Origin of the sequence: Roseovarius tolerans (genome assembly GCF_900109855.1) — a bacterium.
Classification (GTDB): Bacteria; Pseudomonadota; Alphaproteobacteria; order Rhodobacterales; family Rhodobacteraceae; genus Roseovarius; species Roseovarius tolerans.
Map to the genome: position 1 here is coordinate 207,922 of NZ_FOBO01000005.1, position 22,640 is coordinate 230,561.

The 22,640-nt window shown below is 63.0% G+C and carries 26 protein-coding genes; 19 read left to right on the forward strand and 7 right to left on the reverse strand.

What is annotated here, in order from left to right:
- The first annotated feature begins 1 nt into the window (after nt 1).
- Nucleotides 2–628: an arylesterase gene (locus tag BMX04_RS07060; RefSeq protein WP_074785633.1), complete on the forward strand. Its 627-nt coding sequence runs from the start codon at nt 2–4 to the stop codon at nt 626–628.
- Between the two features lie 58 nt (nt 629–686).
- Here the strand turns inward: BMX04_RS07060 and BMX04_RS07065 are convergent, their stop codons facing one another.
- Nucleotides 687–893 (reverse strand): cold-shock protein, encoded by a 207-nt coding sequence (locus BMX04_RS07065; RefSeq protein WP_050663055.1) that lies wholly within the window; start codon nt 891–893, stop codon nt 687–689.
- A 258-nt stretch (nt 894–1,151) separates the two neighbouring features.
- Complete coding sequence (locus BMX04_RS07070) at nt 1,152–1,715, reverse strand: L,D-transpeptidase (RefSeq protein WP_050663054.1); 564 nt, start codon at nt 1,713–1,715, stop codon at nt 1,152–1,154.
- 425 nt (nt 1,716–2,140) lie between these two features.
- Here BMX04_RS07070 and BMX04_RS07075 point away from each other — a divergent pair, with 425 nt between their 5' ends.
- The 6 genes from BMX04_RS07075 (at nt 2,141) to BMX04_RS07100 (ending at nt 8,600) form a co-directional block, all read left to right on the forward strand.
- On the forward strand, nt 2,141–3,430 hold the full coding sequence (locus BMX04_RS07075; protein ID WP_074785602.1) for a lipoprotein-releasing ABC transporter permease subunit: 1,290 nt from the start codon (nt 2,141–2,143) through the stop codon (nt 3,428–3,430).
- Nucleotides 3,423–4,106, forward strand: coding sequence for an ABC transporter ATP-binding protein (locus tag BMX04_RS07080; protein WP_074785603.1), 684 nt, complete (start codon nt 3,423–3,425; stop codon nt 4,104–4,106). Before BMX04_RS07075 ends, BMX04_RS07080 begins: the two co-directional genes overlap by 8 nt.
- 101 nt (nt 4,107–4,207) lie before the next feature.
- Nucleotides 4,208–5,185, forward strand: coding sequence for an Ldh family oxidoreductase (locus tag BMX04_RS07085; RefSeq protein WP_074785604.1), 978 nt, complete (start codon nt 4,208–4,210; stop codon nt 5,183–5,185).
- Nucleotides 5,186–5,369: 184 nt separating this feature from the next.
- Nucleotides 5,370–5,765 carry a c-type cytochrome gene (locus BMX04_RS07090; RefSeq protein ID WP_074785605.1) on the forward strand — a complete coding sequence of 132 codons (396 nt, stop codon included), beginning with the start codon at nt 5,370–5,372 and terminating at the stop codon, nt 5,763–5,765.
- 38 nt (nt 5,766–5,803) lie between these two features.
- Nucleotides 5,804–6,205 carry a DUF4864 domain-containing protein gene (locus BMX04_RS07095; protein WP_050663049.1) on the forward strand — a complete coding sequence of 134 codons (402 nt, stop codon included), beginning with the start codon at nt 5,804–5,806 and terminating at the stop codon, nt 6,203–6,205.
- Between the two features lie 103 nt (nt 6,206–6,308).
- Nucleotides 6,309–8,600, forward strand: a complete 2,292-nt coding sequence (locus BMX04_RS07100; RefSeq protein WP_074785606.1) for a hypothetical protein — start codon at nt 6,309–6,311, stop codon at nt 8,598–8,600.
- A 20-nt stretch (nt 8,601–8,620) separates the two neighbouring features.
- Here the strand turns inward: BMX04_RS07100 and BMX04_RS07105 are convergent, their stop codons facing one another.
- On the reverse strand, nt 8,621–9,280 hold the full coding sequence (locus tag BMX04_RS07105; RefSeq protein WP_074785607.1) for a hypothetical protein: 660 nt from the start codon (nt 9,278–9,280) through the stop codon (nt 8,621–8,623).
- Between the two features lie 110 nt (nt 9,281–9,390).
- Between BMX04_RS07105 and BMX04_RS07110 the strand changes: the two genes are divergently transcribed.
- Both BMX04_RS07110 and BMX04_RS07115 read left to right on the forward strand, forming a co-directional pair.
- Nucleotides 9,391–9,711 (forward strand): antibiotic biosynthesis monooxygenase family protein, encoded by a 321-nt coding sequence (locus tag BMX04_RS07110; RefSeq protein WP_050663046.1) that lies wholly within the window; start codon nt 9,391–9,393, stop codon nt 9,709–9,711.
- Nucleotides 9,708–9,995: a DUF5665 domain-containing protein gene (locus BMX04_RS07115; protein WP_050663045.1), complete on the forward strand. Its 288-nt coding sequence runs from the start codon at nt 9,708–9,710 to the stop codon at nt 9,993–9,995. The genes BMX04_RS07110 and BMX04_RS07115 overlap by 4 nt, the downstream gene beginning before the upstream one ends.
- 36 nt (nt 9,996–10,031) lie before the next feature.
- On the opposite strand, the gene BMX04_RS07120 is transcribed toward BMX04_RS07115, so the two are convergent.
- The gene (locus BMX04_RS07120; protein WP_074785608.1) at nt 10,032–11,252 is read right to left on the reverse strand and encodes a multidrug effflux MFS transporter; all 1,221 of its coding nucleotides are present in this window, start codon (nt 11,250–11,252) and stop codon (nt 10,032–10,034) included.
- 183 nt (nt 11,253–11,435) lie between these two features.
- Between BMX04_RS07120 and BMX04_RS07125 the strand changes: the two genes are divergently transcribed.
- The 8 genes from BMX04_RS07125 to BMX04_RS07155 all read left to right on the forward strand — a co-directional run bounded on the left by BMX04_RS07125 (nt 11,436) and on the right by BMX04_RS07155 (nt 17,866).
- Nucleotides 11,436–12,968, forward strand: coding sequence for an acyl-CoA carboxylase subunit beta (locus BMX04_RS07125; protein ID WP_074785609.1), 1,533 nt, complete (start codon nt 11,436–11,438; stop codon nt 12,966–12,968).
- Between the two features lie 79 nt (nt 12,969–13,047).
- Nucleotides 13,048–13,386 (forward strand): hypothetical protein, encoded by a 339-nt coding sequence (locus BMX04_RS07130; RefSeq protein ID WP_074785610.1) that lies wholly within the window; start codon nt 13,048–13,050, stop codon nt 13,384–13,386.
- Nucleotides 13,383–13,781, forward strand: coding sequence for a DUF6497 family protein (locus BMX04_RS07135; RefSeq protein ID WP_244888497.1), 399 nt, complete (start codon nt 13,383–13,385; stop codon nt 13,779–13,781). The genes BMX04_RS07130 and BMX04_RS07135 overlap by 4 nt, the downstream gene beginning before the upstream one ends.
- 223 nt (nt 13,782–14,004) lie before the next feature.
- Nucleotides 14,005–14,148 (forward strand): hypothetical protein, encoded by a 144-nt coding sequence (locus BMX04_RS19375; RefSeq protein WP_162838259.1) that lies wholly within the window; start codon nt 14,005–14,007, stop codon nt 14,146–14,148.
- 87 nt (nt 14,149–14,235) lie between these two features.
- Nucleotides 14,236–14,592 carry a hypothetical protein gene (locus tag BMX04_RS07140; RefSeq protein WP_074785611.1) on the forward strand — a complete coding sequence of 119 codons (357 nt, stop codon included), beginning with the start codon at nt 14,236–14,238 and terminating at the stop codon, nt 14,590–14,592.
- 364 nt (nt 14,593–14,956) lie between these two features.
- The gene (locus BMX04_RS07145; RefSeq protein ID WP_074785612.1) at nt 14,957–15,190 is read left to right on the forward strand and encodes a hypothetical protein; all 234 of its coding nucleotides are present in this window, start codon (nt 14,957–14,959) and stop codon (nt 15,188–15,190) included.
- A gap of 152 nt (nt 15,191–15,342) precedes the next feature.
- On the forward strand, nt 15,343–17,343 hold the full coding sequence (locus tag BMX04_RS07150; RefSeq protein ID WP_074785613.1) for an acetyl-CoA carboxylase biotin carboxylase subunit: 2,001 nt from the start codon (nt 15,343–15,345) through the stop codon (nt 17,341–17,343).
- Between the two features lie 4 nt (nt 17,344–17,347).
- Entirely contained in the window at nt 17,348–17,866 is a 519-nt protein-coding gene (locus BMX04_RS07155; RefSeq protein WP_050663036.1) for a hypothetical protein, read from the forward strand.
- 13 nt (nt 17,867–17,879) lie between these two features.
- Here BMX04_RS07155 and BMX04_RS07160 read toward each other — a convergent pair whose 3' ends face one another.
- A complete protein-coding gene (locus BMX04_RS07160; RefSeq protein WP_074785614.1) occupies nt 17,880–18,329 on the reverse strand; it encodes a DUF4174 domain-containing protein in 450 nt (149 codons plus the stop codon).
- Nucleotides 18,330–18,504: 175 nt separating this feature from the next.
- Between BMX04_RS07160 and BMX04_RS07165 the strand changes: the two genes are divergently transcribed.
- Both BMX04_RS07165 and scpA read left to right on the forward strand, forming a co-directional pair.
- Nucleotides 18,505–19,440, forward strand: coding sequence for a hypothetical protein (locus tag BMX04_RS07165; RefSeq protein WP_074785615.1), 936 nt, complete (start codon nt 18,505–18,507; stop codon nt 19,438–19,440).
- Nucleotides 19,412–21,541 carry a methylmalonyl-CoA mutase gene (gene scpA, locus BMX04_RS07170; protein ID WP_074785616.1) on the forward strand — a complete coding sequence of 710 codons (2,130 nt, stop codon included), beginning with the start codon at nt 19,412–19,414 and terminating at the stop codon, nt 21,539–21,541. The genes BMX04_RS07165 and scpA overlap by 29 nt, the downstream gene beginning before the upstream one ends.
- 18 nt (nt 21,542–21,559) lie before the next feature.
- Here scpA and BMX04_RS07175 read toward each other — a convergent pair whose 3' ends face one another.
- On the reverse strand, nt 21,560–21,994 hold the full coding sequence (locus BMX04_RS07175; protein WP_244888498.1) for a beta-barrel domain-containing protein: 435 nt from the start codon (nt 21,992–21,994) through the stop codon (nt 21,560–21,562).
- 142 nt (nt 21,995–22,136) lie between these two features.
- On the reverse strand, nt 22,137–22,640 hold a 504-nt coding region (locus tag BMX04_RS07180), incomplete at its 5' end, for an IS6 family transposase (protein ID WP_083398119.1).

Here is a 22,640-nt window from a genome sequence, read left to right on the forward strand (position 1 = left end):
GATGGGCAAGGTCTTAGCCGTGATCGGCGCGCTTGTCAGCCCGGCAAGCGCGGCAGAACCGGTCACGGTTTTGGCATTGGGTGACAGTCTGACCCAGGGCTACGGGTTGCCCGAGGAAGATGGCTTTGTTCCCCAGATGCGGAATTGGCTGAAAGGTCAAGAGGTTGAGGCCGACCTGATCAACGCCGGCGTATCCGGGGATACCACGGCGGGCGGGGCCGCGCGGGTGGACTGGAGCCTGACGCCCGAGATTGACGCGATGATCGTGACGCTTGGCGGCAATGACCTATTGCGTGGTATTGACCCGGCGGTAAGTCGCGGAAACATAGAGACAATTCTACAGGTGGCCGAGGAGCGCGGTGTCGGGGTCTTGCTGGTCCCGATGGCTGCGCCGGGCAATTACGGGGCCACTTACAAGGCCGAGTTCGACGCGATTTACCCCGAATTGTCGGAGGCTTACGACGCGATGCTGGCGCCGGAGTTTTTTGCCGGGCTGGGTGAAGGCGACCCGGCGACGTTGCAGCGCTATTTTCAGCCCGACGGCATCCATCCCAATGCCGAAGGCGTGCGGCGGATCGTTGAGGCATTGGGGCCGCATGTGGCCGATCTGATCGCTACCACGAAATGAAACCGCGCAATGAAAAAGGGCCCGCGCGGGGCCCAATTCCGTCAAATCTGTCAACGCCTTAGGCGAGGGTGATGTTCGACGCGGATTCGCGACCGTCACGGCCGGCTTCGATGTCGAAATTCACTTTCTGGTCATCGGCCAGACCGGTCAGACCGGCGCGCTCAACGGCGGAAATATGGACGAACACGTCCTTGCCGCCGCCATCGGGAGCGATGAAGCCGTAGCCTTTTGTGGAATTGAACCATTTTACGGTGCCAGAAGCCATCGTTCTGATCTCCTTCATTTTTTTGCTGCCCGCGGGACTGCGGCAGCCCGGCTCTGTCGTGCAAGATCGAGTGACTGAGCCGTAGAAGGAGCAGATGGTCGATAGTGGTAACGTCGCGACCTCGATTATGGGATTGAGACTTTTGAAAATCAAGTATGATCGCGAAGGGCCGTCGGGCGAGTTGCAGAATTCAGCCTGAAATTTTTTCCATTCATGAACCGGGACGCGCGCCCCGGTCCGGTGGTGTTATCCGCTGTCCTAGAGAACGGTGACCACGGTTCCGACAGGCACGCGTTCATAGAGATCCTGCACATGGTCGTTGATCATGCGGATGCAGCCGTTCGAGACCGAGCGCCCGATTGAGGATGGCTGCGTTGTGCCGTGGATACGGTAATAGGTGTCACGCCCGTTCTGAAATAGGTAGAGCGCACGCGAGCCGAGCGGGTTCTCTGGGCCGCCGGGTTGGACGTAGTCGTTGTCCTTGAAGCGGCCATAGGTTCGCGGCTCGCGTTCGATCATCTCATTTGTAGGGCGCCACGTGGGCCATTTCTTCTTGACGTCGATGGTGGCGGTGCCGCTGAATTCCAGTCCCGCACGACCCACCCCCACGCCATAGCGGCGGGCGCGGCCCGGTTCGGTGACCAGATACAGGAAATGCGCCCGCGGCAGCACGATCAACTGGCCGGGCTGGTATTTCGTGTCGAACGTCACCTCTTGGGGCGTGAATTTCGCATCAAGCTCAAAGGCCCGGGCAAGGCCCGGCACAAGCGCAGGTGCAATGGCGGCAAGGCCGGTCGCGAGAAAATGGCGGCGATGGGTCATGGACAAACCTCCTGAACGGGATGTCGTCGTTATACCGAGGCGATGCAAGAGCGCAAAAACCAAATGTGCTTTGGGACTGCCACGCGTTGCCAACTGTGGCCTTGCGGTCGCGTCAGATGGCGGCCCAGGCGTCGAACCGCCACGGCAGGGGGCGACGATAGACCGGCGGCTGCGCCAGGTTTGACGGGTAGCTGGGGCGTTGCATGGCGGCACCTTTCGTGTGGTTGCTCTTACAAGGTGGTCGCGGTCAGGGGACGTACCAGAGCCGCTCGGCGGAATGTGAGGTCTCGTGATGCAGGTGCTTCGGTGTTGCCCGCCGGGTTGCATCAGCGGCGCATTGGCCGCCGCCGCGCAGATGCGCCGCACGACCTTGACGCCCCCTATCGAAAACAGCACTGTCCGCGCGACTTGACCAAGGAGCTGGAATGGCCAGATCGACCGCCCCCTTTGCCGCTTTTGAGTGGATGATCGCGTGGCGCTATCTGCGCGCCAAGCGCGCCGAGGGGGGCGTGAGCGTGATGACTTGGATCAGCCTGGTCGGCATCACGTTGGCGGTATTCGCGCTGATTGCGACGCTTTCCGTCCGCTCGGGATTTCGGGCGGAATTCGTCGATACGGTCCTGGGGGCGAATGCGCATGTCACGATCTACAATGCGGGTACGGTCGATGCCCAGACAGGCCGCATAGATCGCACCATCGAGGACTACCAGGCGATGGCGGCGCGGGTGCGCGACGTATCGGGCGTTACCCGCGTAGCCCCGCTGGTCAAGGGACAGGTTATGGCCAGTGCGCGTGACCGCAACGCGGGGGTACAGGTGTTCGGCATCGCGCCGGAAGATCTGCGCACCATTCCGCGCGTGGCCGATCCAGAGGCCTCGCAGGGCGATATCGCGCAGTTTGACCAGGGCATCGCCATCGGCTCGGGGGTGGCGGAGGAACTGGGCGTGACGGTCGGCGAGCGGATCAAGCTGATTTCGCCCAACGGGGTCAAGACACCGCTTGGCACAAGCCCGCGCATCAATGCCTATGAGGTGGTCTATATCTTCACCGCAGGGCGCTATGACATCGACCGGGTGCGCGTTTATCTGCCGTTTGCCGAGGCGCAATCCTTCTTCAACCGCGACGGGCGCGCGGATGAGCTGGAGGTCATGGTCGAGGCCCCGGAAAACGTCGATGACATGACGCTACCCCTGCTGCGGGCGGCTGGCGAGCGGTCGCAGGTCTGGACATGGCAGGATTCGAGCGGGTCGTTCCTGCGCGCGCTGGAGGTCGAGGATAACGTGATGTTCGTGATCCTTTCGATCCTCGTGCTGATCGCGGCGATGAACATCACAAGCGGGCTGATCATGCTGGTCAAGAACAAGGGGCGCGACATCGGCATCTTGCGCACCATTGGGTTGAGCGAGGGGTCGGTGCTGCGCATCTTCTTCATCTGCGGTGCCTTTACCGGGCTGATCGGCACGGCGGCGGGGGTCATTCTGGGGTGCCTTTTCGCGATCTATATCGACCCGATCTTCAGTTTTGTGAATGTGCTGATGGGCGGGCAGGTCTGGGATCCGTCGATACGCGGCATCTATCATCTGCCGGCACAGTTGCAGGCGGGCGATGTGCTGTCTGCGGTGGTGCTGTCTCTGGGGCTGTCTTTTGTCGTGACGATCTTTCCGGCGCGGCGGGCGGCGCGGATGAACCCGGTGGAGGCGCTGCGCTATGAGTGAGGCGATGCTGCGGCTGACGGGGATCGAGAAGACCTACAACAAGGGGCAGACCGGCGAGGTGCAGGTGCTGGCGGGGGCCGATCTGACGCTGGCGAAGGGCGAGATGGTGGCGCTCGTGGCGCCCTCGGGGGCGGGCAAGTCGACGCTCTTGCATATCGCGGGGCTCTTGGATGTGGCTGATGCGGGCCGGGTCGAGGTCGGCGGCGAGGACATGACCGGGCTGAGCGACCGGCGGCGCACGGCGGTGCGGCGGCAGGAGGTCGGGTTCGTCTATCAGTTCCACCACCTGCTGCCCGAGTTCAGCGCGCTGGAAAATATCGTTCTGCCGCAGCTGGCCAATGGTGTGGCGCGCAAATCCGCGCAGGCGCGGGCGCAAGAATTGCTTGAGCAGGTCGGCGTGGGCGCGCGCGCCGGACACCGCCCCTCGGCCATGTCCGGTGGAGAACAGCAACGTGTTGCCTTTTGCCGGGCGCTTGCCAATAGCCCGCGCGTTTTGCTGGCCGATGAGCCGACCGGCAATCTTGATCCCGGCACTTCGGATCAGGTGTTCGGGGCGCTGACGGGTTTGGTGCGGGGCACTGGCCTGTCGGCCCTGATTGCCACGCATAACCTTGATCTGGCGGCGCGGATGGACCGGGTCGTCAAGCTCGACCAGGGGCAGATCGTGGCGGGCTGAGCGACGCGCGTTTCGCCGTCGCTGAAGGCTGGTTCAGAAGGTCTGAATTGACCTCTGGCAGGGCACCGATCATAGCTGTCCCTGACACAAGCGGAGGCGGGATGGTGCAAATTTCCCTGAACGAGATCGAGGCAAGGACCTGCGCGGCGCTGATCCGGCACGGTGCGCAGCCGTGGATCGCCGAGCAGGTCGCGCGCGCGGTGCGCAAGGCGGAAAGCGTCGGCAATCGGATTTGCGGGCTCTACTATCTCGAAAGCTATTGCCGGCAATTGCAGACCGGGCGCGTCAAGGGCGATGTGGAGCCCGAGGTGACGCAGCCGCGCCCGGGCGTGGTGACGGTCGATGCGAAATTCGGCTTCGCGCAGCCCGCCTTTGCCCGGGGGATCGACCGGGCGGCGGGGGCGGCGCGGGCCTGCGGTGTGGCGAGCCTTGCGGTGGGGCACGCACATACCTGCACCTCGCTGGGGTATTTCACCGAACAGATCGCCGAACGCGGCCTGATTGGTCTTGGGATGACCAATGCCTCGCCCATCGTGGCTGCCCCGGGTGGCAAGACGCGGGTCATTGGCACCAACCCGATCGCCTTTTCGGTCCCGGACGGGCAGGGGGGCATCGCCATGCAGTTCGATCAATCGACGACGGTGGTGGCATTGGGTAAGATCACCATGGCCAAGGCCGCAGGCGAGCGTATCCCCGAAGGCTGGGCCGTCGATGCCGAAGGCCGCCCCACCACAGACCCCGAGGCGGCGCTTGGTGGCTCATTGGTCAGTATCGGTGGGCCCAAGGGCTGGGGCTTTGGCCTGATGGCAGAGCTGCTGGCGGCGGGGATGACCGGCGGCGTGTTGAGCCAGGATGTCAAACCGCTGAAGGCCCCCGAAGGATCGCCGCATGATCTGGGGCAGTATTACCTGCTGATGGACCCGGAGGTCTCGGGCGTGTTCTTTGACCGGCTGGCACAGGTGGCCGAGGGGGCGACGCAGGACGAGGGGGCCCGCCTGCCGGGGCAGGGCAAGCGGCCTGCCGATCCGGTCGAGGTGACCGATGCAGTCTGGGCGCAGGTGCTCGACCTCGCGGGGTGAGGGCGAAAAGGCCTTTGCAAAGGCCTTGTCACGCGCTTTGCAAAGCGCGTGACAAGCGGCTTGCAAGCCGCTTTGGAAGCCGTTTGCAAACGGCTTCGTGGACTGGTGGGCCGGTGTTTGACTTTGATCATGGCGGGCGGCACTGTCTCGGGTAAGACTGGCGACAGCGTGCAAGGAGGCCGCAATGAAAGCCATCGTTTTCCTATTGGCCCTCGCAATTCTGGCAAGCGCTGCGCAGGCGCAGGATGTGCGGGGTGGCAAGGCGGTCTATGATCGTTACTGCGCGGCCTGTCACGGTCCGGCCGCCCAAGGCAATGGCCCGATGAAGATGGTGCTGACCATTGATCCGACCGATCTGACCGCGTTGCAGCGTGCCAATGGCGGGCATTTTCCGCTGGCCCGGGTGGTGGAGCGTATCGACGGGCGCGATCCGATTGTGGCGCATGGCAGCGAGATGCCGATCTATGGTGATTTGTTCGAGCCGCGCAGCGTGCCCTTGCGCACTGAACGAGGCGAGACTTTGAGGGTCAGCCCGCCGATGGCCGATCTGGTCGCCTATCTGGAGAGCTTGCAACGCTAGGATGGCGACCTATTTCTCTAGTGCATGGAGGTGTTCCCATGCGGTATTTCATTTTATCCTTGATCTTTGTCCTCGGACTGAGCGGCGGTGCAAAGGCGGACGAGGCAGCGCTGCGGGCGGTGATCTCATCGCAGATCGAGGCGTTTCTGGCCGAAGATGTGGATCGCGCCTACAGTTTCGCCAGCCCGTTCATTCAACGTAAATTCGGCACGCCCGAGACCTTTGGCACGATGGTGCGTGAGGGCTATCCGATGGTCTGGCGGCCCTCGGATGTGACCTTTCTCGACGCTGAGGTGATCGCCGGCAAGCTGTGGCAGAGCGTGATGGTGCGCGGCCCGGCGGGCAAGGCCTGGATCGTCGATTACGAGATGGTCGAGCTGGAGGACGGCTGGAAAATCAACGGCGTGCAGGTGCGCGCGGCCCCCGAGGTGGCAGCCTGAACCTGGTACGGGGCACCGTGACGGTGCACTGACACGTGGTTAATACCTTGTGACTATTCCCCCACTCGATCACGCGCGGCGCGGGAGCGAGAAAGGGATATCCATGAACAAGGCAATCACCCAAGGCATCGTTTTCATGCCCCGGCCCTTTGCGGTAGGGCTCGATCAATGGTCGAGTGGCGACGGGCGTCCCGGCTCGGATACCTATGAGAATGCTCCAGATGCGGCCTTTGTTCCGGCCGATCAGGATTTCGGTGGTGCGCTGGAATTGCAGAAGATCGACGCCGTGCAGCGCCTGCGGTTCATGGGCGAGACGCCGATCCTGCCCGGCTGTTATCTGCAGGTGCGCGCGCGGGTCAAGGCCATAGCGGGCAACCTGCCCAATGTGCGGATCGCTGCCTTTGCCGGGCATGCGGGTGGGAGTGCGCTTACCGGTGTGACGGTCGAGGCCGCACAGGTCACGCTGACCACCTATGGCGAGGTTGTCGAGGTCACGGCCATCGTCGGCATAGGGCAGCGCATGGGCGTTGACATGGTCTGGGGGCCGCAGGCGGTGTTCGGCCATTTCGGGATCGACCTCACCGGCCCGTCGGGCGGTGTCGTGCGGATCGACGATATCGAGATCGAGGATGTCAGCCGGTTCTTTCTGCGCGACGTGATCGCCATGGTCGATGTGCGCGACTATGGGGCCATCGGCGACGGGGTGACGGACGATCACGCCGCTTTTGAGGCGGCCGATACGGCGGCGGGCGGGCGCGAGATCATCGTCCCGGCGGGCACGGATTTTCTTGGGGCAAGCACCACGATCCAGAGCCGGATCCGGTTCGAGGGGACGCTTGCGATGCCCGATGCCGCGATCCTGTCTCTGACCAAGAATTACGACCTGCCCGCCTATATCGATGCTTTTGGCGATAGCGAGCTGGCCTTCAAGAAGGCGTATCAGGCGCTTTTGAACAATGCCGGACACGTGACGCTCGATCTGGCGGGGCGCAAGATTGCGCTGCGCGAACCTATAGACATGGCCGCCGCCGTGGGCAATCGCAGCACGTTCAATCAGCGTCACGTGATCCAGAACGGCCAATTCTCGGTTTTTCCGACACCGGCATGGGAGACCGATACAGTCACATCGCAGGCGAGTTATGATCCCGACAGCAACGATAAACGCCTGTCGAATGTGGCGAATGTGGCGAATATTGCCGTGGGATCGCTGGTCGAGGGCAATGGCGTGGGCCGCGAGGTCTATGTCACGTCGCGCAACATCGCCGCCGGGCGGTTGACGCTTAGCCAGCCGCTTTTTGATGCCGCAGGCACGCAGGTGTTCACCTTTCGCCGGTTCAAGTACATGCTCGATTTCAGCGGCTTTCAGGACGTGTCGCGCATGGTGTTTTCGGAGGTGGATTTCCAGTGCTCGGGTGATTGCAGCGCCGTGTTGCTGCCGCCTTCGGGCTCGGCCAACCATTTTCGCGACTGTTTCATAACCCGTCCCAAGGATCGCGGCATCACCAGCCACGGTGAAGGCGATCAGGGTATGATGATCGACCGCTGCCAGTTTCTCTCGAACGAGAGCCCGCTTCTGGTGACCGAACGCGCCAGCATCGGGTTCAACGCCAATGCCAACGACCTCAAGATCCGCGACAACCGCGCAACGTTTTTTCGGCATTTCGCGGTGATGGCCGGATCAAGCTCGCTGATCACCGACAATCATGTGTTTCAGGGGGATTCGGCGTCGAACGGCGTGCGTAGCGCGGGCTTCGTGCTGACCCGCACCAACAATCGCGGTATGATCAGCGGCAACTATATCGACAACTGTTTCCTTGAATGGGCGAACGAGCACGATTCTGCGCCGGATTTCTCGGGGGAGTTTTCGTTCAGCGCGCTGAGCGTCACCGGCAATGTCTTTCTTGCGAGCGATATGGCACCATGGTTCACCTTCATCACGGTCAAGCCGCACGGCCCAGGGCATTTCCTGAATGGCATGACCGTGACCGGCAATACGTTTCGTGCGATCGGGTCGATTGACCGGGTGGAGACGGTGGATACCAGTTTTGCCGATCTGGATTTCGACCGGGTGCGCGGCATCACCTTTGTCGAGAACACCTTTCACAACATCGACGTTCAGGCTGAAAGCCCGCTTGTCATGGCGCAAGAAGAGGCGAGTGCGAGCGCCGTATGGGTCATCGAACCGGCCCCGCGCCTGCCGTTCGGGGCTTGGGCACAGACCGTCGAATCTGTTCTGGCCGATGGGCCGCTGCGCAGTGGCGGTGGTGAGGTGACGCATGTGGTGCCCTATTTCGAGGCAAGCCAGGGTGCGGAGAACGATCGCGTCAATCTGCGCTGGCCAACGCCTGTGTCAGGCCGGGTCATCCTGCGGGTACGCATTGACGATGCGCTCTGAGGATGGGCGGGCTCTGGCGTTCAGAATTTGCGCCAGAGCCCCATTTTGATACCGCGATCACCGTCGCCGAGGAGCGGCTCTGTCAGGCCGAATTCGATATGTGCGCCGGGTTTGGTCTCGAATACGAAGGACGGGGCGAAACGGGTGTAGGCGCCCCCGAGGTCGGGCTGCCCGGCCTGTATTTGCAGAATCACCTTGCTGCGTTTGGTGAGGGACAGGCCGAATGTCAGGTCGGTCTCCAGCGTCATGCCTCCGCCGGTGAAGAGAATCGCGCGGCCATCGGCGGCCAGCCAGCCTTGAAGTTTGCCGAATTCGACGCCGCGCCCAAGCGACAGGCCCGGGCGCAAGGCGTTTTCCCCATCCACCTGACCGGCCCCCAGTTCAAAGGCGAGTTTCACGCCACGGTCGGCGCGTCCCAGCGGCCAACGTAGAAAGCCGATGGCCTTGGTCATGCGCAGTGCGTCGCCGCCTGCATCGACCCCGAGCGTGAGCCGCTCTGTCAGTCCATATTCGGCATAAAGGGTGAAATTTTGGCGGTAGATGCCGTGGTCGTCCGGCCCTTCCGCCTGTCTGGAGAGAGACAGGAACGCGGTGCCCTTTTCGCGTGGCCAGGCCCCCGGCAGGGCCGGGCCTGACAGGCAGAGCGAGAGCAGCACGGCAAGAGCCAGGCATCGCGACATGGTTACCTCCGCGTTAACTCTCGGTAAAAAGGGTGAAGCGAGGGTTAAGCCGCGTGGAGAATTTACCGTGTCGCGGCTGCGTGCTAGGCTCAACTCAAAGGAGGTGCGCCATGCCGCATATCACATCCCAGACCAGCCATCAGACCGTGCTGACGACGTTCGAGGCGACACCGGGCACCTGTCAGGACCTGCTTGACCTGTTGGAGGAGGCCTATCGCGATTTCATCTCGAAGCAGCCCGGTTTCATCGCCGCCGGTCTGCATGTGAACGACGCACAGACCCGGATCGCCAATTATTCGCAATGGCGGTCGCGTGAGGATTTTCAGGCGATGCTGCGCAGCGACGAGATGCGCGCGCGCAATCGCAAGATCAACGAGCTGTGCAAGAGTTTCGAGCCGGTGATGTATGACGTGGTGGCGACGTTCGGATGAAGGATGATCCCGCCGAGAGCGACGATCTGAGTGAGGAACTGCGCGCCCTGCGGGCCGAGCTTCAGACCCTGAACCGGCATCGCTTCGTGCGCATCCATAACAACATGCCGCGCCTTCTGGCGTTCAACTTCGCGCGTGGGCTGGCGGTGGGGCTTGGTACGGTGTTGGGCGCGACAGTGCTGTTGTCGCTCATCCTCTGGGCTCTGAGCCAGATAGAGTTCCTGCCGATCATCGGGGAATGGGCATCTCAGATCGCAGAGCAGATGCGCAGCGCGCAGGAGTAAGCGACGGCGGTCTCTGAGCGAAGAAGGTTGCGCGGTCTATTGCGTCAAGCCCAATCGGCGTTCGCGGCGGATGACCAGGAGGATGGTGAGTACCGCTGCCAGCCCGGTGGCGAACATGATCGACAGGAGCGTGACCGCTCCGCTGCCCGGTGTCAGAAGCATCCCCGCCAGAGCTGAAAGGGCCGCGCCCAGCCCGATCATCAGCGCGCCCGAAAGCCCGCTTGCAGTGCCCGCAAGATCGGGACGGATCGAAAGCGCCCCTGCGGTGGCGTTGGGGATCACCATGCCATTCCCCAGCCCCATGAAGGTCATCAGCCCGAAGAATGTGAGCGGTGAGCCGTGACCGAGCTGAAAGAGCGCGAGGTTGAGCCCGATGCCGCCTGCGTTGAAGAGCGCGCCCCAGAGCACCATCCGATTGACGCCGAAGCGCATCGAGTAGCGGCCCGAGGCGAAGTTTCCGAGGAAATAGCCGATGGCAGGCGCGCCGAATAGCAGCCCCAAGGTCGAAGGTGGCAGGCCAAAAACCTGATCGCCGACATACGGCGCGCCGCCGAGATAGGCGAAGAACGAGCCCGACGACAGCCCCGCCGCCGCCGCATAGCCCCAGAACCGGCGCGAGGTCAGCAGCGCGGGATAGTCGCGGAACTGTTGCAGCAGGGTGCGTCCGGTCAGCGGGGCGGTCTCGCCAAGATCACGCCAGCAGAGGGCGAACAGGGCGGCACCGAGGAGGAACAGCGCCCAGAAATTCGCCTGCCAGCCGAAGACCTCGTCGAGCAGCCCGCCAAAGGCCGGGCCGATCATCGGCACCACCGCCATGCCCATCGTGACGTAGCCGATCATCGAGGCTGCGCGATCCTGTGGCACCATGTCCCGCACGATGGCGCGGGACAGGACCATGGCCACCACGACACTGGCCTGCACCATGCGGAAGGTGAGAAAGACGTAGACATTGGGTGCCGCAAGGCAGCCAAGCGTCGCCACCAGAAACAACCCCAGCCCCCAGAGGATCACCGGGCGTCGCCCCCAACGGTCGGAAATCGGCCCCATCAGAAGCTGAAGCGCGGCGTTTACTCCCAGATAAAGCGCCACCGAAAGCTGGATCAGCCGGTATTCGCTCTTGAAATAGGCGACCATGCCCGGCAGTGAGGGGAGAAAGATGTTCATCGCAAGCGCCGACAGCCCCGCGAGCAGGATCAGCGTCGAGATATGCGGTGGTGTGGCGCGGTCCAGGTAGCGGACGCGTGGTTCCGGGCTCATGCGCTCATGGCTAGGCGGGTCTTGCGGAGATGTCCATCGCGGCGACGCGCAAATCCACGGATGGTTTGCAGTTTTACAGTTATGCAGCTGTGTATTTGCGTAAATTTGCAAATTTGCCGGATTCTGTTTGGTCCTGCGCGCCGCACTCCTTATGCTGCGCGCAACATGAGAGAGGGGAGTGCCATGAAAGACATTCTGGAGGAACTCGAAAGCCGCCGTGCAGACGCGCGATTGGGCGGCGGTGAGGCCCGCATCGAGGCGCAGCACGGGCGCGGCAAGCTGACCGCGCGCGAGCGCGTCGAACTGTTGCTCGACGAGGGCAGTTTCGAGGAATTCGACATGTTCATGGCGCATCGCTGCACCGATTTCGGCATGGAAAAGAACCGCCCCTATGGCGACGGCGTCGTGACCGGATGGGGCACGATCAACGGCCGTCAGGTCTATGTCTTCAGCCAGGACTTCACGGTGCTGGGCGGATCGGTCAGCGCCACCCATGCGCAGAAGATCTGCAAGATCATGGATATGGCCGTCGAGAACGGTGCGCCCGTCATCGGCATCAACGATTCGGGTGGCGCACGAATCCAGGAAGGCGTCGATAGCCTTGCGGGCTATGGCGAGGTGTTTCAACGTAATATCGAGGCCTCGGGCGTGGTGCCGCAGATCAGCGTCATCATGGGCCCGTGTGCGGGTGGTGCGGTCTACAGCCCTGCAATGACCGACTTCATCTTCATGGTCAAAGACAGCTCGTACATGTTCGTTACCGGCCCTGACGTGGTCAAGACTGTGACCAACGAGCAGGTGACGGCAGAAGAGTTGGGCGGGGCTGTGACCCATACGCGCAAGAGCTCGGTTGCCGATGCGGCCTTCGAGAATGATGTCGAGGCGTTGGCCGAGGTGCGACGGCTGGTGGATTTCCTGCCGCTCAACAACCGCGAGAAACCGCCCAAGCGCCCGTTCTTTGACGAGCCGGGCCGGGTGGAGACAAGCCTTGATACGCTGATCCCCGACAATCCCAACATGCCCTATGACATGAAGGAGCTGATCCACAAGATCGCGGATGAGGCGGACTTCTACGAGATTCAGGCCGAATTCGCCAAGAACATGATCACCGGATTCATCCGGCTGGAGGGTCAGACCGTCGGCGTCGTGGCCAATCAGCCCATGGTGTTGGCGGGTTGTCTCGATATCGACAGCAGCCGCAAGGCGGCACGCTTCGTAAGGTTCTGCGACTGTTTCGAGATCCCGATCCTGACGCTGGTCGACGTGCCCGGCTTCCTGCCCGGCACGGGGCAGGAATATGGCGGGGTGATCAAGCATGGCGCCAAGCTGCTCTATGCCTATGGCGAGGCGACGGTGCCGAAGGTCACGGTGATCACCCGCAAGGCCTATGGCGGGGCTTATGTTGTGATGGCCTCCAAGCATCTGCGCGCCGATTTCAACTATGCCTGGCCCACCTCGGAGATCGCGGTGATGGGGGCCAAGGGCGCGACCGAGATCATCTATCGCTCTGACCTCGGCGATGCGGAGAAGATCGCCGCGCATACCAATAGCTACGAGGATCGCTTTGCCAACCCCTTCGTCGCTGCCGAGCGCGGGTTCATTGACGAAGTGATCCAGCCGCGCAGCACGCGGATGCGGGTAAGCCGGGCGTTTGCATCGCTGCGCAACAAGACGAAGAAGATGCCCTGGAAGAAGCACGATAATATCCCGTTGTGATGACAAGGGGCGCCGCCCCCGTCGCCGGTGCCGGGTGACTCCACGGGGATATTCATGGCGAGAAGAAACGAGGAGGAACATGGCCCGCGACCGCTGGCATCTGATCCGCGAGGAGGACGGCGCGGTGACGCTGGCGCGGCGCCTGCCCGCGCGCTTCGATCTGGCGGTCGAGGGGCACCTGCCAGAGGCATCGCGCGTCCGCGTGGCGCATCGGGTGCGGCAGGACATGTGGCGTGCCTTGCAACATTTGCGCGGCTTTGCCCCGGTGGTGCGTGTCTGGCGCGAGGAGGAGGGTCTCCGGCTCCGGGCGGGCGGTGCGGTGGCAGGGCGGTTTGCCCGTATTGACGCCGAGGCGCGGATCGCCGCGCTCTTCGATGACCCGGCGCGCGTGGCGCGCTGGACGGGATCGGGGCGGTGAGGCTGGCGGCGGGCACGGCGCTCGTGCTGCTGGCGCTGCCCCTTGCAGCCGCGGCGCAGGAGGAGGTGCTGCGGCTGCCATCGGGGCTGGAGGCACGGGTTCACGAGGTGCTGACAGATCGGCCCGCCGGCGGCGGTCTGACCTACAGGTTCCGCTTTGTGGCGGAGGGGTTTGAGGGCGGTGAGGCCGGGTTGGAACGGGTGATGGAGGATCTTGAATGGCTGTGCGTGACCTATGCCTTGCCCCGGCTGTCCAATATCGGGCCGCGACCGGGCCGCGTGGTGATCTCGCTCGCCGATCGGCCCTCGGAATTCGGGGTTTACGATCCCGCCGTCATACAGGTCTTCGAGGCATATCGGCCCGAGGGCGATACCTGCATCTGGGAGATGTTTTGATGCGAACGCAATATCTTGCGGGGCCGGATCTTCCGGGATTGAGGACTGCGACTTTGCGGACACATGCGCGCCGGTTTGCGGATTGCATGTATTCAAATCTTGAATTTTCGGCTAGCTTGCCTGAGGGTTGCACCCAAGCAACCTTTACCTCGCCCACTTGGCGGGCGTCGGCACTATGTCTGCGCGCGCCAGTTTTCGAAGATACGAGAGACAGGAGTTATACATGTCGAACAGCATCAAGAGCGTTATCGCCATCGGCCTCGTCGCCTTTGTCGCAGCCTGCGCACAGCCCGCGGAAGAAGAGTTCGTGGTCGTTGAACCCGAGCCCATCTCGACCGAGCCGGTCAGCACTGGCAAGTACAAGTAAGCCCATCGGGCTTGCTCCGGAGCGGGTGTCACCATCCGCTCCGGCACTACGACCGCCGATGCGCCCCTGTGATCCGGAGGGCGCGATATGCTGAAGCATCGCGGATTTCCCGGGCGTCTGCCGGGTACGGATTACCAATTCACCATTCGCCGCGCCAACCCCAAGGGGGCCACGCCGCTAACCCCGCGCGAGCGTTACCGGGATCGCCGCCCCGCTGACAAGCGGGCCGATGTCGGGTTTCTGCGCGCGCTGTGGGAGTGTTTCGGCGATCAGCCGTTCGAGCGCGGTAACCTCGATGCCGGGCGTCTGAGCTGGTTTCTGGGCCGCGAGGTCAAGCCCGCAGAAGACTCGTTCGATCCCGAAAGTTACGAGGCGCTACTGGTGCTCGACGTTCCTGTGGCACGGGCGAATTTCCCCGAGATCTTCGAGGGTCTGGACGAATGAGCGATGCCCGGATCGGCATGAATTCGCGCAATGCGTGCGGAAATGCGCAAAGCCTCGCCGATACAGCGCTGCGTTGCGGTTTGGGTTTGGCGCGCGCTGCAAGCGATGCCATCATAGAGCAGGTAATGGAGGCCCGTTCCCCAGCGGCTTTGACCATATGTCATTTCCGTTACCCTTCCCCTGTTGGGCGGCTGTGTGCAGACTTGCTCACGCCGCCCACTTTTTCAATTTTTGCAGAACCTTACAGAAGTGAGCGGCAGTTCGCCGGTTACGCTGCGTGGAGGCAGGACCGCTTTGACGCAGCGCGCGGACTGCGCTTTTGTGGCGCGGATCAAAACGCGCTTACAAAAGGAGCCGCAGGCCCATGCAAGAGACTAGAAAGCTGCAGAGAAAACAACCTAAGATTGCGTCTGCCATTGCTGCGATTGCCCTTCTCGGGCTTGCGGCCTGTGGTGACACGGTGCCGGAACAGGCCCTTCTGGGCGGCGGGGCGGGTGCCGTCACCGGGGCCGTGGTCGGCGGCAGCGTCATCACAGGTGCAGCCGTCGGGGCTGCGGGCAACGTCGTCTATTGTCAGGCCTATCCAGGCCGTTGCTAATGATCTGAGCCCGGTCACGCGCGCCGCGCGGACCTATTCCAATTCGGCCATCGCTGCCTCGGGCAGCGGTGGTCTTTTTTATGCCAAGCGCCAAACCGGCCCCGCGACTGACGTTGTCGCGTGGCCAAGACTCTCAAGAAGGGACCGATAGCATGTTCAAGAAGATCCTGATCGCGAACCGGGGCGAAATCGCCTGCCGCGTCATCAAGACGGCGCGCAAGATGGGGATTGCGACCGTGGCGATCTATTCCGACGCCGACCGCAACGCGCTGCATGTGCAGATGGCGGATGAGGCGGTGCATATCGGCCCGCCTCCCGCGAATGAGAGCTATATCGTCATCGACAAGGTGATGGAGGCGATTCGTCAGACCGGGGCCGAGGCGGTGCATCCGGGCTACGGCTTCCTGTCGGAAAACCCCAAATTCGCCAAGGCGCTGGAGGCCGAGGGCGTGGCCTTTGTCGGCCCGCCGGTGAAGGCGATTGAGGCGATGGGCGACAAGATCACCTCGAAGAAGATCGCGCAGGAGGCGGATGTCAGCACCGTTCCGGGGTATATGGGCCTGATCGAGGATGCCGATGAGGCGGTCAAGATTTCCAACGAGATCGGCTATCCGGTTATGATCAAGGCCAGTGCCGGCGGCGGCGGCAAGGGCATGCGCATCGCGTGGAGTGACGACGAAGCGCGCGAGGGTTTTCAAAGCTCCAAGAACGAAGCGGCAAGTTCCTTTGGCGATGACCGGATTTTCATCGAGAAATTCGTGACGCAGCCGCGCCACATCGAGATTCAGGTGCTCTGTGACAATCACGGCAACGGCGTGTACCTCAACGAGCGTGAATGCAGTATCCAACGGCGCAATCAGAAGGTCGTGGAGGAGGCCCCAAGCCCGTTCCTTGATGAGGAGACCCGCTGCGCCATGGGCGAGCAGTCCTTGGCACTTGCCCATGCCGTTGGCTATGCCAGTGCGGGCACGGTGGAATTCATCGTCGATGGCGACCGCAATTTCTACTTCCTTGAGATGAACACCCGTCTGCAGGTGGAACACCCGGTGACGGAACTGATCACCGGCGTCGATCTGGTCGAGCATATGATTCGCGTGGCCTACGGTGAAAAGCTGGCGCTCTCCCAGGACGATGTGACAATCAACGGCTGGGCGATCGAGAACCGGCTTTATGCCGAGGATCCGTACCGCGGCTTCCTGCCCTCGATCGGTCGTCTGACCCGCTATCGCCCGCCCGAAGAGCTCGATATCGAGGGTGCCGTGGTGCGCAACGATACCGGCGTCTACGAGGGCGGCGAGATCAGCATGTATTACGACCCGATGATCGCCAAGCTTTGCACTTGGGGCCCGACGCGCGCGGCGGCCATCGAGGGCATGCGCAACGCGCTCGACGCCTTCGAGGTGGAGGGGATCGGCCACAACCTGCCGTTCCTCAGTGCGGTGATGGATCATCCGAAATTCGTGAGCGGCGACATGACCACCGCCTTCATCGCCGAGGAATATCCCGAAGGCTTCAGCGGGGTGGAACTGCCCGAGGACGTGCTGCGCCGGATCGCGGCCAGCACGGCAGCGATGCACCGGGTTGCGGAAATCCGGCGCACGCGCGTCTCGGGACGGATGGACAATCACGAGCGGCATGTGGGCGAGGATTGGGTGGTGAGCCTTCAGGGGCAGGACTATCCGGTGACCGTCGCCGCCGACCGCGAGGGCGCGAGCGTGCGCTTCGAGGATGGCAGCACCCTGCGCGTCAGCAGCGACTGGACCCCGGGGGACACGCTGGCGCGGCTTGACGTTGATGGCGACGCGCTGGTGCTCAAGGTGGGCAAGATCACCCAGGGTTTCCGCATCCGCAGCCGCGGTGCCGACCTCAAGGTGCATGTGCGCACGCCCCGGCAGGCGGAACTGGCGGCGTTAATGCCCGAGAAACTTGCCGCTGATACATCCAAGCTGCTGCTCTGCCCGATGCCCGGGCTGATCGTCAAGGTCAACGTGGCCGAGGGCGACGAGGTGCAGGAGGGTCAGGCGCTCTGCACGGTGGAGGCGATGAAGATGGAAAACATCCTGCGCGCGGAACGCCGCGGCGTGGTCTCGAAGGTCAATGCCGGGCCGGGCGACAGCCTGGCGGTGGATGATGTGATCATGGAGTTCGAGTGAGGGGATGACCCGCGCCCTGCGCCATAATCGCGTGCCCGTCGCCTGTCTGGCGGCGCTTGCCCTCTTGGCGGCGTGTCAGCGTGAAGAAGAGGCGGCGCAGCGCGGGCGGCTTGGGCAGTGGTTCGCCATCGGTGAAACCTTGGCGTTTGACGCCCGGCGCGGCTGCGCCGTGGGGCTTTACGATCTGGTCACCGGGCAGGTGAAATCGGCGCTTGCTGTGACCGACAGCGTGGCCGGGATGCAGCGCGAGATTGCGCTGCGCGGGGCAGCGGCGCTCGATATGCCGGGGCAGGGGGTTGATATGGCGATGGTGGCCATGGTCAACCATCATCGCGCCACCGGCATGGCGATGCGACGCGCGGGGCTGGAGGCGCGGGCCTGCATGACCGAGGTGAGCGAGAGCGCGTTTCGCCATGCGCTCGATGACAGTTCAACCGTTCTGGTCTGGGACGAGACGCGGCACGCGTTGATCCTGATGGCGCGCGGGGCCGGATATGTCATCGTCGTGCAGGGAGAGGCGTGATGGCGGTGTGGGATCAGCTGTCGGCGGCGGGGCGCTCGCGTAGTTCTCGTTGTCTGGCGGGCAGCTTGTCGATGGAGCGCACGATCTCGCGCACGTGCCATGGCGCGGGCTTGCGCAGGTATATCACCCCATCCTTGCCGATCAGCACTAGGCCGAAGCCGCGCGGTCGCAATTTGCGTCGGATGTCGGAGCGTGCCTCCGGGTCGGTATCGGTGATCACCACAACGTCACGCTCTTCAAGCGCGTCGAGCCGTTCAGAGATATATCCCATCTGTTCGACGAAGCGCGGGTCGGCGGGAGTGTCGGCAAAGACCACGAGTGGCCGTTTTATCCACATCAAATCACTCAAATTGATCTCATCCGCGCTGAAGATCATGCCGTCGAGGCCCGCGTCTGCATCCTGCTGGGCCAACGCGGCACTGGCGGTAAAGACTGCGAAAACAAGCGATAAGATATGTTTCATGGGTTCTCCTGCTGGCCAAGATATAGGCCCTGTGCGCACAATTGCGAAGGGGGAATGCAGGCGGCGGACGGAATCGTTTGGATTAATCGGATCGTCAGCTTTCGCGGGCAGCCTGTGGCGTGGGATCACGCACCGCACGGGGTGTGTGGCATATCGGCGAAAGGCGAAACCGGTCATGGAGATCATCCTGCATCTGGGGGCACATCGCACCGCAACCACGAGTTTTCAACATTACATGCGGGCGAATGCCGTAACGCTGGCGGCGCGGGGCGTGGGCTATTGGGGCCCTGACGTGACGCGCGACGGTATCCTGACCGGGGTCATTCCCGTGCCTGGCGGCGAAAGTGCCAGGCGTCAGATGGATCGCGCGCGCGGGCGCATCGCGCTGCGACTGGCGCAGGCGCGCAAGGCGGGGCTGCGCCGGATCGTGGTGAGTGACGAGAACATGATCGGCGCCGCCCGCCGCAACCTGCGGCAGGGACGGCTTTATGACAGTGCAGGCGAGCAGATGGCGCGGTTTGCCCATGCCTTTGACGGGCGGATCAGCCGAGTGGCGGTCTCGATCCGGGGGCAGGATGCTTGGTGGTCCTCGGCGCTGGCCTATGGCGTGGCGCGCGGGCACCGCCTGCCGGAGGCGGGGGATCTCGACCGGCTGGTCACGGTCAACCGGCACTGGCGCGAGGTGATCCGCGACATCGCCTGTGCGCTGCCCGGGGTCGATCTGTTGGTTCTGCCCCACGAGCCCCATGCCGCACGCCCCGAAGAGCGATTGCGCCACATGACCGGACTTGACGAAGCCCCTCGCCGCGCCGCGCGCGTCTGGCTGGGCCGCGCGCCGGATCTGTCTGCGTTGCGCCGGGCGGTTGCGGCGCGCGGTGGCGATGCGGCCCTTCTGCCCGAGGGTGAGGGGCGCTGGCAGCCCTTTGACCGATACCAGAAACAGGCCTTGCAAGAGGCCTATGCAGACGATCTCTTCTGGCTGAGTGCCGGGGCGGATGGTCTGGCCCGACTGATAGAGGAAACCGGATCAAACGAGGCGGGGCTACAGCCGCCCGATGATCGCACGACAAGAGGACAAGAGAATGGCATCGAAGAAAGACGACTGGCGTAAAATTGCAGAGGGTGAACTGCGCGGGCGGCCGCTGAGTGATCTGACATGGAAGACGCTCGAAGGCATCGAGGTGGAGCCGCTTTATACCCATGAGGACGTGGCCGACCTGCCGCACCTTGGGAGCATCCCCGGAGAGGCGCCGTTCACCCGTGGCGTCAAGGCCACGATGTATGCTGGGCGGCCCTGGACGATCCGGCAATATGCCGGTTTCTCGACGGCAGAGGAATCGAACGCCTTTTACCGTCGCAACCTGGCTGCTGGTCAGCAGGGCGTGTCTGTCGCCTTCGATCTGGCGACACATCGCGGCTATGACAGCGACCATCCGCGTGTCGAGGGCGATGTAGGCAAGGCTGGCGTGGCGATTGATTCCGTCGAGGACATGAAAATCCTCTTCGACGGCATCCCGCTCGACAAGGTCAGCGTCTCGATGACCATGAACGGCGCGGTGATCCCGGTGCTGGCCTCCTTCATCGTCGCGGGCGAAGAGCAGGGGCACGACAGGGCGGCGCTGTCGGGCACCATTCAGAACGACATTCTGAAGGAATTCATGGTGCGCAATACCTATATCTACCCGCCTGCGCCCTCGATGCGGATCGTCTCGGACATCATCGGATACACCGCCGAGCATATGCCCCGCTTCAACTCGATCTCGATTTCCGGCTACCACATGCAGGAGGCGGGCGCGAACCTCGTGCAGGAGCTCGCCTATACGCTGGCCGATGGCCGCGAATATGTGAAGGCGGCGATTGAGGCGGGGATGGACGTCGACAGCTTCGCGCCACGCCTGTCGTTCTTTTTCGCCATCGGCATGAATTTCTTCATGGAGGCTGCCAAGCTGCGCGCAGCGCGGCTGCTGTGGCACCGGATCATGACCGAATTCAACGCCACATCCGAGAAATCCAAGATGCTGCGTACCCATTGCCAGACCAGTGGCGTGAGTTTGCAGGAGCAGGACCCCTATAACAACGTGGTGCGCACCGCCTATGAGGCGATGAGCGCAGTTCTGGGCGGCACGCAATCGCTGCACACCAACGCGCTTGACGAGGCGATTGCCCTGCCCACCGATTTCTCGGCCCGGATCGCGCGGAATACACAGTTGATATTGCAGGAGGAAACCGGCGTGACCAACGTGGTCGACCCATTGGCGGGCTCCTACTACGTGGAGAAGCTGACCCACGATCTGGCCGAAAAGGCCTGGGAGTTGATCGAGGAAGTCGAGGGAATGGGCGGCATGACCCGCGCGGTCGAGAGCGGCATGCCCAAGCTGCGCATCGAAGAAACAGCGGCCACGCGGCAGGCGATGATCGATCGGGGTGACGAGGTGATCGTCGGCGTCAACAAGTATCGCAAGGACAAGGAAGACCCGATCGACATTCTCGATGTCGATAACGTCAAGGTGCGCGACGGCCAGATCAAGGCGCTGGAACGTATCCGCGCGACCCGCGATCAGGCGGCCTGCGACGCGGCACTGGATGAATTGACCCGTCGCACGCGCGAGGGCGGCAACCTGTTGGACGCGGCGGTCGAGGCCGCCCGCGCCCGCGCCACTGTGGGGGAAATCAGCATGGCACTGGAAAAGGAATTCGGACGTCACCGCGCCGAGGTCAAGACACTGGCCGGCGTCTATGGCGCGGCCTATGAGGGCGACGAGGGCTTTGCCGCCATTCAGAAATCGGTCGAGGCGTTCGCCGAGGAGGAGGGGCGGCGGCCGCGCATGCTAGTGGTCAAGATGGGCCAGGACGGGCATGACCGGGGTGCCAAGGTGATCGCTACCGCCTTCGCCGATATCGGGTTCGATGTCGATGTCGGTCCGCTCTTTCAGACCCCAGAAGAGGCCGCGCAAGATGCCATAGACAACGATGTGCATGTGGTGGGCATCAGCAGCCAGGCGGCAGGGCACAAGACGCTGGCCCCGCGCCTGATCAAGGAGTTGGAGGCGCGTGATGCCGGGGATATTCTCGTGATCTGCGGTGGTGTCATTCCGCAGCAGGATTATGAGTTCCTGAAAAAGGCGGGGGTCAAGGCGATCTTCGGCCCCGGTACCAATATCCCCGAGGCGGCACAGGATATCCTGCGCCTGATCCGGGCCGCCCGCGGCTGAGCGCGGGGCCGGGCGGCCTCAGTCGCGCAGGGCACGCTCCTTGACCCGGACGACGGGTCGCAGGATGTAATCGAGCACGGTCTTGCGCCCCGCGAGGATATCGGCCTGCGCGACCATGCCCGGCATGATCTCGACCTCGACACCATCGGCGATCGTGTCGGTGGTGCGGATTTCCACGACGAAGACCTCTTCCTCGCTGCGCTCGGTGCGGGTGATTGTGTCGGCACCGATGCGGACGATCTCGCCCGAGAGGTTGCCATAGCGCGAGGCGTCATAGGCGGTGATCGTCACCTTCACGGGCTGGCCGGGATAGAGAAAGGCGATGTCGTCGGGGCGCACATATGCCTCGACCAGAAGTGTGTCGTCAAGCGGAACGATCTCGATCAGTTCCTCACCGGGGCGGGCCAATGCCCCTACGGTAGGGCTGTGGATGCGGTTGACTATGCCGCGCACCGGCGCGTAGAGGCGCGAGCGTGCGGCGCGCAGGGGAACGACTCCTTTATCGGCACGGGCGAGAGCGAGCGGTTCGAAGGCGGTCAGGGAGTGGTGTCAGACAAATTCGAACTCGTCTCAGGAAGGGCAGGGTTGCTGTCCTTTATGCCGTGCAGAGATTGCGCCACTCGGCGAGAGCGGCGGCGCGGTTCCGTTTGAAATTTGATCTTGAGTAGAGGCTGCGCTCCGAGTTGAACAGATTGTAGACCGAGGCGTGTACGGCGGCGAATTTCTGCAAACTTCGCACTCGTCTGAACCGCAACATCGCTCGCTCACGCCTTCGGAACGGCAGGTGGGAATTCTCGGCTCGATTGTTCAACCAACGCCCCGTTTCCTGTCGATCGGCATTGCCGATTTCCTTCATCGCAGCACCGTACGAGCGCAGCCGGTCCGTGACAATGACGTCTGGTCGACCATGCTTGCGCATTGCTTTCTTTAGGAATTTCAGCGCGGCTTTCTTGTCGCGCGTCTTGGTCACGAAACTTTCCAGAACTTCGCCTTCGTGATCAACGGCTCGCCACAGATAATGTCTCTCACCGTTGATTTTCACGAACATCTCATCCAGGTGCCAGCGCCAGCGGCTGGATTTCAATCCGGCCACACGGCG